Raw genomic sequence first — 11,033 nt, 5'->3', positions numbered from 1 at the left:
GTTTGATGCTTTGGTTAAAGAACAAATTACTGAAAATCGACCAAATATTCCAAAAACGGGTCATTTTTACTCAGGCAAATGGATTTTTTGATGCTTACCGATTAAATCGGACAGCAGTGTATGCGAGGGAGCAAAAGTTTCCACCCATTTCCGATCAGAAAATTTCGATTTGTCGACTTGGTGGACGAAGGCAGCGAAGGCGTTTTGGAGGTCTTTGGGCGGTATTAGTATCGCTATATCTTGTAGCTCTTGAGCATTGATGTTAGCCATACCAATAATTTTCTTACACATCAAGTTTAAAGTTAACTTACCATAATCTGAATTGAGGACAGTGGAAAGGTATATCGGGATAGCTTTATCATTGAGTCTTATGCGGATAATATAGCCAGCAATAACCATCGGTTCATCAAGATTAAATACACAAGTTTTTCCTACCAGTTCCTTGCTATTTGTACGGTTAAAAAGGACATCACCTTTCCGAACAATATATTTTTCAATCTCATTATTGGGTAAATCTATGTATTTCATATCGGTTATATCGAGTTGCCCTCCAAAGGTTATATTGTTCATTCGTAAATATGGGTAGCTCCCCCCATCTACTGATGGTTTACTTGTACCATACTTGACTTCAGTGACAATATCTCGAATAGTGCCATGCTCCCACCCCATCGGGTTAGTCACTGGGTCCCCAAACATCTCGACAAACCGGGATTTGAGATCAGCCGATATACTTTCGGTGCGACAGTTTTACATTATTCTGGCTTACCATCGCATATTGCAGGGTGGTATCAATTTTCTGATGGCCTAAAAGCTGCTGAACCTGTTCAATTGGCATTCCTTTATCAATTGCCCTTGTAGCCAAGGTACGCCGGAATTTGTGTGGATGTACTTTTGGGATATTTAATTGCTTTCCCAGCTCTCGAAGTCGTATCTCTACGCCACTGATTTCGAGCCGATTAAATGGCTTTATCAATGAAACGAATAGGGCTGAATTATCATCAGGCCGGCTGTTAAGATAGTTTTGTAAATGTATTTTCGCTCTCGCATCAAAGTACACCGGCCGTTCTTTTTCTCCTTTACCAAGGACAACGCACTCACGGTTTGCAAAATCGATATCATTCCGGTTTAGCTTCACCATCTCGCCAACACGCATCCCGGTAGAAGCCAACAGGTCAATAATCGCTAAATCCCGAATTGAAGCACAGTTATCGCGCATCGATTCCAATGCTTCATCTGAGTACGTTTCCTTGACGGTCTGTCCCGCTTTTATCTTATGGATGCGCCGTACCGGGCTTTTGAGGATATGGTTTTCATCCTCCAGCCATGAAAAGAAACTGGACAGGATACGCCGGATATTATCAAGTGTCACTTTTCCGGCACGGTTTTTGTTTTGATAATCCGCAAGATATTGCCGCAAATCATCAGTAGTCATATGTTTTACCGTTTTACTGGCAGAATTCAGCATATTCTGTATGGTAGAGCGGTAATACTTCAGGGACTTCTCAGAGCATCCCTCCACACGCTTGGAAGCGAGAAATGAATCAAGCATAACCTCATTCGGCTGTTCCTCCTGCACCGGATTACCAGTATTTTTTGTTACGGTGACATTGTACAGGCAATGGATTAGGACTTTATGCAGGTGTTCCATTTGGGCATTGTCCAATACCGTGATCATGCCTTGTTCGATTTCGATGATAAGAGCCTCTTTCATTTTCATTCTCCTTTCCGTGATTATATTTGGCATACCGCCATTGAAGGAAAATGATTAGATTAACCGAAATACTGCTGCATAAGGGCATTATACTGAATTTCCATCTGTTTTAGTCCCTTTTGTATTTCAAATTTCGATTTGTCGACTTGGTGGACGAAGGCAGCGAAGGCATTTTGGATGGGGAGAGGGGGGACCATTATTTCCAAATTACCTAGAGTTTCTAAAGACAAGTAACTCACTGTTGTGCCTGTTGGTAATTGTTCCATTTGTTGCCTGAACCCATATGTTCCAAACAGGTAATAAACGTATATTGATTCAATTTCAATTCCTTGCTTTTCAAGCCAACTTATCATCCCATCTTGAAAATAAAATCTATCAGACGGCTGAACTATATAGCACAATCCCAAAGTTCCCCTTGATGTAACTAAAATATCTTCTGCTTTAGGTACAAGTCCACTATCCAAAAAACGCATATACTGTTCTTCGGAAATATAGAGATCACAAGAATCAATGCCGTCAAGGATTTTTCGTACTAAGTCCGATACCCGTAAAAATCGTATACCCTCGGATACTTGTTCATTCTGATAAATACGTTTACTGGATCTTACCTTATATAAATTTTTCAATTTTTTAACATCCCACCCCATCGGGTTAGTCACCGGGTCCCCAAACATCTCGACAAACCGGGATTTGACCAGTAGGTCAAGCTGTGCAAGCTGTTGTTTGCGTGATTCAATCAGAAGATTTGCTTTGTCTAGTATAGCGACGATCTGTTTTTGCGTGTTCAATGGTGGGATTGGTATAGCTGCATCTGTTAAATTACCTAATTTTATGTACTTTATAACACCACCTATTGATAATCCACGTAGTGTATCAACATAGTCACTTAAATATAAATATAGGTATGGGACAAAAAGTTTATTTTTATCGATACTTTCGATAATATAGGTTCGTTGATAAGCGTCAAATTTTCCATTATAGTATTTTACATTTAAATCGCCATTGCCTGCGACTAAAACACATTCGCAATCATAGCTGTATGAAGATATTTTTAATGGCTCTTTTGAGCACGTAAAAAAAGGGTATTCCCCATCATTGGAACTGGCATTAGCATCCAATTTACCAGTTTTTATTTTGGTTAAATCTCCCAATCGTACTTTTTCCCATTTACTCATTTCAATCTACCAATTTCGCAAACAATTCGCTCTCGTTTTCCATCAGATCATCCGCAAGATACCGCGCATCAAGATACTGAATGCCATATACGCCACCGTCAATCTGGACAGAAAGGCTACTGTGAAAATAAATGTCCATCGCTACCCTGACATCAATATTTGCTTTGTTGGCAATAATTGCAATAATGTCTTTTTCAAGAGACTCTTTACGAAGGCTCTCTAAATCGGCCTGCTTGGGATGGGTATCGCTCATAGGGCAACCTCATAGGAATCAATAAACAACAATTTTGCATCAATGAATTGCTGCGTAATGAGGCAGTATTGATCATTCATTTTATAATATTTTATTTCAGAAAGCGTTCGCTCAATATCCCATATTCCCCGATAATACATATCGACTGCGGTATATACTTTGTCATTTGCCACACTCCCAATGATAATATCATAGTTCCGGTATATATCTTTGCCACTTCTACAGGCACATACAAAGTCAATCCAAGCTTTATTATCCTGCTCAAATCGCAGAATTTGAAACCTATCAAAATCTTCATTTAAGGTATATGCACTTACAATAGGCGCCGTTCCTTTCCGCAGAGCCTTTCGTTTCGCCCAATTTTCTGCTTGTTCCTGGTATGAAGTCACATAGAAACCTTTTCCAAAATCAAGATTTTTCCTGGAGAATTTTATATCTGGTTTATTCACCACGGCTGATGACCCGTGATATACTTTCATAGTGCTACACCCTTTTCACGGACGAATTCGGTCACATCTTCTACTAAATATTCGGCGCCAAGGGTGTGTAGCGTATCGAAACAGGGGATAATATACTCATCCAGAATATTTGAGTCCGAAATTATTTTATAAGCCTCCGGCGTGGATTTGCCCCAGGATTCTGCAAGTTTGTGAATGAGAAAAATACAAAAATCCATTTCTTTTTCTGCGCAATGGATCATTTCAGCATCGCCTCCAACTCTTTTAGTCCTTTGGCTATGTTTTTTTCCAAGTCAAACAAACCTGCCATAATTTCGCTTGTAGGCGGGTATTCAACCGCTTTTGTAATCGTCTTTTTGTATTTGTTGATGCTTAAGTCGTATCCGTTATCTACAATCTCCTTTTTTGGTACTAGGAAGGACTTGTCGGTGCGTTTTCGCTTGCTTTCTTTATCAAGCGCGTGGAAGCGTGTTACGATGTCTGGTATGTCGTTATTGTTTATGCTGCTGCGCTTATCGTCCAGGGAGAAACCATCGGCCTGCATATCGTAGAACCAGACTTTATCGGTTCCGCCTGCGCCTGTTTTGGTAAACACCAGTACGGCGGTCGAAACTCCGGCATAGGGTTTGAACACTCCGGAGGGCATGGAGATTACCCCCCCAAGCTGATGGTTTTCCACAAGCTCCTTGCGGAGCGCGGTGTGGGCGTTGGAGGAGCCAAACAAAACGCCATCGGGTACGATGCAGGCGCAGCGCCCGCCTTTTTTCAGCAGCCTGAGGAAAAGGGCGATAAACAGAAGCTCTGTTTTTTTTGTGTTGGTCGCTGCCTTTAGATTATCATTGATACTTTCCTCATCCACGGTTCCCTTAAACGGCGGATTGGCGAGTACGATATCATATGTACCGGCGATCTTATTCTGCTTTGAAACGCTATCCTTATATTCCACTTGCGGGTGGGTGATGGAGTGGAGCATGAGGTTCATGGCTGATAGGCGGAGCATGGTATGGTCGGTATCAAAACCGGTAAACATGTCACCGGCGAACAAATTCCATTGCTTGGTGGTCATCTTCGATTCATAGTGGGTGCGGATATATTCGGCAGCGGACACCAGAAAGCCGGCGGTCCCACAGGCGGGATCGCATATTAGATCATTGGGGGTGGGCGCCATTAGCTGGACCATCATTTCACGGATATGCTTGGGGGTACGGAATTGGCCATTCTGACCGGCGGTTGAAAGTTTGCCCAGCATATACTCATAAAGGTCGCCTTGCATGTCCAGACCGGCGAGGTCATTCTGATAGAGATCGTCCAGGCCGGTGACGATTTTTTGCAGTACCTGGGGGGTGGGGATAAGAAACATGGCATCTTCCATATAGCGGGAGAAGGCGGTTTCCTCTTTACCCTGCAATTTTTTGATAAAAGGGAAGACCCGCTGGGAGATGATGTCGAAGATTTCACGGGGGTCCTGTTCCTTGAACTTGCTCCAACGCATGGACTGGCCTTCTTTTGACCGGGGAAAGATTTTGTCCATCTTCACTTTGGCAGTGTTTTCGAACTGCTCGTTCTCCAGCTCTTTTTCGTCCAGGGAACGGATGAACATGAGATAGGTAAGCTGCTCGATGACGGTTATGGGGTTGGTTATGCCGCCGGCCCAAATATCGGTCCAGATTTTATCGACTTTGTTCTTAATCGCGCCTGTTATCATCTGCGGCTGACCTCTTGGCAAATTGTGAAACTTAAGTTCATGCAACAAAATATACTTTAAGTTATTAAGACGTCAAGGCGTACTCTCTAAAATCCTCCCCGGACTCTGCGGCGCCCTTTTGCCCTGGTAGTCTGTCGCCAATCCTTGAATAAAGCCCCGAGACATGCTAGTAAAACAGAATGGCCTTTTTAGTCCGGTACATAGCCAAGCGGATTCTCGTCCTCATCCCCATTCTGCTGGTGGTGTCGGTGGCGATCTTTTTTCTTATCCGCCTGACCCCTTCGGACCCTATGGCGTCTATTACCAATGGGCGGCGGATTGGCGATGAGACACGGGCGGCTTTGATTGCCCAGTATCACCTGGATCAGAGTTTGCCCCGGCAGTACTTTATATGGATAACTAATGTATTCCGGGGCAATCTAGGGGACAGTTTTAAGCACCGCCAGAGTGTGGCTTATCTGCTGGCAGCCCGGCTGCCTACCACGATTCAGTTGGTGCTGATGAGTGCGGTCTTTGCGGTGCTGCTGGCTATTCCGGCGGGGGTGCTCTGCGCGGTGAAGCGGGACTCGATCCTGGACCGTATTGTGTCGGGGATTATGATTTTCTGTGTGTCTTCCCCGGTGTTTCTCAACGCCATTGTGCTGATGCTGATCTTTGCCCTGAGGCTGCGCTGGTTTCCGGCCTTTGGGGCGGGGCACAATTTTGGGGAGAACCTCTACTACCTGGCTTTGCCGGCCTTTGCCCTGAGCCTTAACATGGTTGCCCTCATGGGGCGGATTACCCGGGACCGTATGATTGGAGAGCTGAAATCGAATTACGCCCTGGCCCTGACTGCCAAGGGGACCCCCCGGCGCCGTATCCTGGCGGTCCATTGTCTGAAAAACACCCTTATCCCGGTGATTACCGTGGCGGGGATACAAATCGGGTCCATGGTGATAGGGGCGGTGCTGGTGGAAAACGTGTTTGCCCTGGGTGGTATCGGGGCTTTACTTATCGAGGGTATCCAGTCGGCGGATTATCCCCTGGTGCAGGGCATTATCATGTTCCTGGTGGCTCTGTTTTTGCTGCTTAACCTGGTGGTGGACATCGTGTATGTGCTGATCGATCCCCGGATTCGGGCCGCTTCTGCCGCTTCCGTTGGCGCAGGTGGCGGAAACGTTGCTGGGAGCGGCCTTGAAAAAACTGCCCCCGCCGGGGGCGCGGCCAGCGATGCCAGGGCTGTATGAAGAAAGCCCCCTTGTTCAGCCACAAGTTGTTCTTTCCAATGAAGCGTCCGGGACAAAAGGCCGTTGGCACGTGGTTTACGCCGCCTTTGCTTATATCCGGGGGATTGCTGCTTCTCATCATCCTGTGCTGCTTTTTCGCGCCGGTGTTGGCGCCTTATAGCGAGACTGGGCAGGACCTTTCCGCGTCTTTGGCTTCGCCGTCCCGGGAACACCTCCTGGGTGCGGACAAAATGGGGCGGGACCTTTTTTCCCGGCTGCTCTACGGCGGACGGGTGACCATGCTGAGTGCCCTGGGAGTGGTGCTCCTTTCGGTGCTTATCGGGGCGCCTCTGGGGCTTTGCTCCGGCTATTACGGGGGGAAGTTCGACGCCATTGTGGGGCGCTTTTGCGATGTGCTGCTTTCCTTTCCCTCGCTGCTCCTGGCCTTTCTCCTGGTTGCCGCCCTGGGGCGGGGTATGGCTAATGCGGTTATCGCCCTGGGGATAGTCTATGTGCCCATGCTTACCCGACTGGTGCGCTCCCTTACTTTGATAGAAAAAAATAAGACCTATGTAGAGGCTGCAGAATCCATCGGCTTTTCCCGGCCCTACGTGATGTTCCGTCATATTTTTCCCAACTGCCTGGATACTGTGCTGGTGCAGCTTACCCTGGACCTGGCCTATGCGATCCTCGACCTGGCGGCTCTGAGCTTTATCGGATTGGGGGTCAGGCCCCCTACTGCGGACTGGGGGGCCATGCTTGACGAGGGGCGGAACTTTCTGCTCCAGAGTCCCCTGCTGGCCCTGGCGCCGGGGGCAGCTATCGTCCTTACGGTGGTGAGCCTCAATATTTTTTGCGATTGCGTCTCCCAGTTTATCGATCCCTCGGATCGCATCCTTCCTTCTTTTGAAAAAATCGAGCGCCGGTCCGCTGGGGAGGTCCCGGTTGAGCACTGACGAAGTTCTGGCAGTTGAGGATCTCTGCTGCGATTTTCTTACCATCGAGGGTATCGTGCACGCCGTGAGTGGGATGAACCTGAGCTTGCGTCGGGGTGAGATTCACGGGCTGGTGGGGGAGTCAGGCTGCGGCAAAAGCGTTAGTTCCCGTGCCATCCTGGGGCTGTTGGACAAAAGGCGCAGCCGGGCCAGGGGGCTTGTGCGGTTTGATAGGCGGAACCTGCTTGCCCTGGGCGAAAAGGAACTGCGGGCCATCCGGGGGCGGCGCATTTCCATGGTGTTCCAGGACCCCCTCAACTCCCTTTCCCCCCTGGAAACTGTGGGTAGCCAGATCGAGGAGGCTATTGCCAACCACTTTAGCCTGCCCCCTGGGGAACTGCACAGTCGCGCTGCCTCGCTCCTGGAACGGGTGGGCCTCCACCCGGAGACGGCGCGGCAGTATCCCTTTGAGCTTTCCGGGGGTATGCAGCAGCGGGTGATGATTGCCCAGGCCATAAGCTGCGAGCCGGAGCTGCTCATCGCCGACGAGCCCACCACTGCCCTGGATGTGACCATTCAGGCCCAGGTACTAACCCTGCTCAAGACCCTGCAACGGGAACTTTCTCTTTCAGTATTACTAATCACCCATAACTTTGCGGTGGTGGCGGAAACTTGCGACAGGGTTTCTGTGATGTATGCCGGCCAAATCGTGGAAACCGCTGCCACAGGGGAACTGATTGCCACCCCGGCCCATCCCTACAGTAAGGCACTTATCAACTGTATACCCAGGGGATTAGCCACATCTGGGGACGGCGTATCAGCATCAGAGCTGGCCCATGACAGTATCGCTGCTGTGCACAGAGCCCGCATGCCTTTGCCGGTAATCCCCGGCTTTCCGCCCCGGCTCTACGATCCCCCAGAGGGCTGCGCCTTTGCGCCCCGGTGCAGCCGCTCCGATGGGGCCTGTGCGACAGCGCCTCCGCGGCTTGAGCTGGGGGATGGGCACGTGGTCTTTTGCCACCATAGGGTAGGGTAGCCATGGGCGATATAATCCTTGAAGTGCGGGAGGTGAAGAAATATTTTCCGGCCGGTAGAGGCCAGCTCCTGCGGGCAGTGGACGGCGTCTCCTTTGGCTTGAGGCAAAACGAGATACTCGGCGTGGTGGGGGAGTCAGGCTGCGGAAAATCCACCCTGGGCAGGCTGGCCCTGCGGCTCATTGAACCCACCGCGGGCCGGATCTTTTTCCGGGGCGCCGAGATTGGCAAGCTCCGCCACGGGGCGTTGCGCCAAGTAAGGAGGGCTATGCAGATGGTGTTTCAAAACCCCTTCGCGTCCTTTAACCCCAAGATGCGGATCGCCGATTCCCTGATGGAAGTGTGCCGGTATTATGGAATGGGCCGGGAAGCAGCTCTGGATCGGATCCTTTCTCTGTTTAGCGACACGGGCCTGTCAGAAGAACTGCTGACCCGGCGGCCCCAGGAACTTTCCGGCGGGCAGCTTCAGCGGCTTGCCATAACCAGAGCCCTGCTTTCGGAGCCCGCACTGATTGTGGCGGATGAGCCCCTGTCCGCCCTGGATGTTTCTGTCCAAGCACAATTACTGAACCTTCTGGAGAATCTGCGCACGGCCCGGTCCCTGTCCATGCTGTTTATTTCCCATGATATGACCGTGGTGGAGTATCTCTGCGATAGGGTGATGGTGATGTACTTGGGCCGTGTGGTGGAGCTGGCCCCCGCAGAAGAACTGTTCCGCCGGACACTGCACCCCTATACCCGTTCCCTGATAGCTGCGGTTCCGAGGATCGAGGGCCCACGGGAAGCGGGAGGTATAGCCCTGAAGGGGGAAGCCCCGAGCCCGGCAGCGCTTATAACAGGCTGCGCGGGGAACTCTCCGACTAAAGTCGGCGTTGCAAGTTGTGCCTTTGCACCCCGCTGCCCTGATGCGGATGATCGCTGCCGCACCGAGGCGCCCTGTATACAGGAGGCGGCACCGGGACATCTGGTAAGCTGCCACCGGGCTTTGCCGGACTAAACTGCGGCGCAGAAATTCTATGCCCTTTTGAAAAACGCCGTAAAGGCCCGGTAGGCCATGTAGATATCCGCCTTTGCGGCGGCTTCAAAGGGTGAGTGCATGGAGAGCAGGGGCACCCCCAGATCAATCGAAGGGATGTTCAGGCTTGCGAAGAACCGGGAAAGGGTGCCACTTTCTTCGGCGTCAACCCTGCCCCCTTCTCCGGTCTGCCAGAGTACGCCGCTGTCATCCAAAATTTTCCGCAGTACAGCTACCGTTTCCGCATGGGCGTCATTGGTATGGTCCTTGCCCCCCTGTCCCCAGTAGCGGAACAGTACCACCCCGTGGTTCAGCGCCGCTTCGTAGTGGGGGTCGAACACATCTGCATACAAGTGATAAAAGGCGGTGTTCACGTCGGCGGAAATGCAGAGGGAATTGCCTAGTGCCCTCCGCCCTTTCTCCTCACCGGAACCGGCGCCACCTTGGGTGGTTGCAAGCTCCTTAATAAAACTGTCGAAGAAATTTGACGACATGCCGGTCATGCCCAGGGAGCCGGTTTCTTCTTTGTCCGCAAAGACTACACAGGCACAGTAATCGGGAGGCTCCGTAAGGGAGAACAGGGCGTCCATAGCAGGATATGCGCAAACCTTGTCGTCCTGCCCGTAGCCGCCCACCATGCTCCGGTCTAGGCCCAGGTCCCGTGCAGGAAAGGCGGGCACCACTGAAAGTTCCGCCGAAACGAGGTCACCCTCGGTAACGCCGTATTTTTCGTAAAGGATGCGCAGGATGTTCAGCTTTACTGCGCCATCCCCGGATTCCCCCGGACAAGGGCTAAGCCCCGCAAGCACATCCAAGTCTTCGGCCTTAACCATTTCCTTACCCGGGAGCTCCATCTGCGCCTTTGCCAGGTGGGGCAGAAGGTCTGCGATAAACAGCACCGGGTCCTCTGGCGCTTCCCCAATACAAACATTGATTCCCTGCCCGTCCTTGGGGACTATGTAGCCGTGCAGGGCAAGGGGTATGCCGGTCCACTGGTAGGCTTTGACCATGCCATAATAGTGGGTGTCAAAAAAAGCCGCCCCTGCTTCCTCGTAGAGAGGCCGCAGTTTCAGGTCAAGCCGGGGGGAATCCAGATGGGCCGCCACAATAGAAATACCCTCCGTTAGAGGTCGCTTCCCCGCAATGCAGAGGATCAACGCCTTGTCCCGCTGGTTAAAGTACACCTTGTCCCCCGGGGCAAAGGCCGCGCCCGTCTGCCATGGGACAAAGCCGTTTTTTTCAGCAATCCTGATCCCTTCCCGGACCGCTTCCCGCTCGGTCTTAACCGCATTGAGAAATGCTATATACCCCCGGCAATAGGCGTCCGCCGCCGCAATTTCCTCCCCGCTCATGAAGGAGGAGGCGTTTTTCCAGGGAAAAAGCAGTGTGTTTTTCAAAGTATCGTCCATAGGTTTGATTATAGAAAGAGTGGCCGCTCCCTGTCCACTGAACCCTGAACCCTGGTGCGGAAAGGGGCGATGAGGTATCTGGTAAGTTGTCTCCCTGTTTAGGTATAATACTATATAGTAAAAGCCCGGTCTG

Annotated in this window: 12 protein-coding genes; 4 read left to right on the top strand and 8 right to left on the bottom strand. The window is 50.6% G+C overall.

The window, feature by feature from the left end; all coding sequences use genetic code 11:
* Positions 1-66: 66 nt before the first annotated feature.
* From TREPR_RS15165 to TREPR_RS15135, 7 genes are read right to left on the bottom strand one after another with little or no spacing between them, the layout of a single operon-like run.
* Positions 67-681, bottom strand: coding sequence for a restriction endonuclease subunit S (locus TREPR_RS15165; protein WP_201765744.1), 615 nt, complete (start codon positions 679-681; stop codon positions 67-69).
* Between the two features lie 37 nt (positions 682-718).
* On the bottom strand, positions 719-1,711 hold the full coding sequence (gene xerA, locus TREPR_RS15160; RefSeq protein WP_015709228.1) for a site-specific tyrosine recombinase/integron integrase: 993 nt from the start codon (positions 1,709-1,711) through the stop codon (positions 719-721).
* 59 nt (positions 1,712-1,770) lie between these two features.
* Positions 1,771-2,886: a restriction endonuclease subunit S gene (locus tag TREPR_RS15155; RefSeq protein WP_015709227.1), complete on the bottom strand. Its 1,116-nt coding sequence runs from the start codon at positions 2,884-2,886 to the stop codon at positions 1,771-1,773.
* A 1-nt stretch (position 2,887) separates the two neighbouring features.
* Entirely contained in the window at positions 2,888-3,139 is a 252-nt protein-coding gene (locus TREPR_RS15150; protein WP_015709226.1) for a hypothetical protein, read from the bottom strand.
* A complete protein-coding gene (locus tag TREPR_RS15145; RefSeq protein ID WP_015709225.1) occupies positions 3,136-3,618 on the bottom strand; it encodes a DUF3990 domain-containing protein in 483 nt (160 codons plus the stop codon). The genes TREPR_RS15150 and TREPR_RS15145 overlap by 4 nt, the downstream gene beginning before the upstream one ends.
* A complete protein-coding gene (locus TREPR_RS15140) occupies positions 3,615-3,839 on the bottom strand; it encodes a DUF3791 domain-containing protein (protein WP_015709224.1) in 225 nt (74 codons plus the stop codon). Before TREPR_RS15140 ends, TREPR_RS15145 begins: the two co-directional genes overlap by 4 nt.
* Positions 3,836-5,302: a type I restriction-modification system subunit M gene (locus tag TREPR_RS15135; RefSeq protein ID WP_015709223.1), complete on the bottom strand. Its 1,467-nt coding sequence runs from the start codon at positions 5,300-5,302 to the stop codon at positions 3,836-3,838. Before TREPR_RS15135 ends, TREPR_RS15140 begins: the two co-directional genes overlap by 4 nt.
* 179 nt (positions 5,303-5,481) lie before the next feature.
* On the opposite strand from TREPR_RS15135, the gene TREPR_RS15130 reads away from it, so the two are divergent.
* The 4 genes from TREPR_RS15130 to TREPR_RS15115 are packed head-to-tail and all read left to right on the top strand — an operon-like array spanning position 5,482 to position 9,473.
* A complete protein-coding gene (locus TREPR_RS15130) occupies positions 5,482-6,528 on the top strand; it encodes an ABC transporter permease (RefSeq protein WP_015709222.1) in 1,047 nt (348 codons plus the stop codon).
* 38 nt (positions 6,529-6,566) lie between these two features.
* Positions 6,567-7,463 (top strand): ABC transporter permease, encoded by an 897-nt coding sequence (locus TREPR_RS15125; RefSeq protein ID WP_041611735.1) that lies wholly within the window; start codon positions 6,567-6,569, stop codon positions 7,461-7,463.
* Positions 7,453-8,478 carry an ABC transporter ATP-binding protein gene (locus TREPR_RS15120; protein WP_015709220.1) on the top strand — a complete coding sequence of 342 codons (1,026 nt, stop codon included), beginning with the start codon at positions 7,453-7,455 and terminating at the stop codon, positions 8,476-8,478. The genes TREPR_RS15125 and TREPR_RS15120 overlap by 11 nt, the downstream gene beginning before the upstream one ends.
* A 2-nt stretch (positions 8,479-8,480) precedes the next feature.
* Positions 8,481-9,473: an ABC transporter ATP-binding protein gene (locus TREPR_RS15115; protein ID WP_015709219.1), complete on the top strand. Its 993-nt coding sequence runs from the start codon at positions 8,481-8,483 to the stop codon at positions 9,471-9,473.
* 17 nt (positions 9,474-9,490) lie between these two features.
* Here the strand turns inward: TREPR_RS15115 and TREPR_RS15110 are convergent, their stop codons facing one another.
* Positions 9,491-10,900 carry an aminopeptidase gene (locus TREPR_RS15110; protein ID WP_015709218.1) on the bottom strand — a complete coding sequence of 470 codons (1,410 nt, stop codon included), beginning with the start codon at positions 10,898-10,900 and terminating at the stop codon, positions 9,491-9,493.
* Positions 10,901-11,033 lie beyond the last annotated feature (133 nt).

It is taken from the genome of Treponema primitia ZAS-2, assembly GCF_000214375.1.
Lineage (GTDB): Bacteria > Spirochaetota > Spirochaetia > Treponematales > Breznakiellaceae > Termitinema > Termitinema primitia.
Note: the sequence above shows the minus strand (reverse complement) of the source record. Positions and strands in the feature narration are given on the sequence as shown.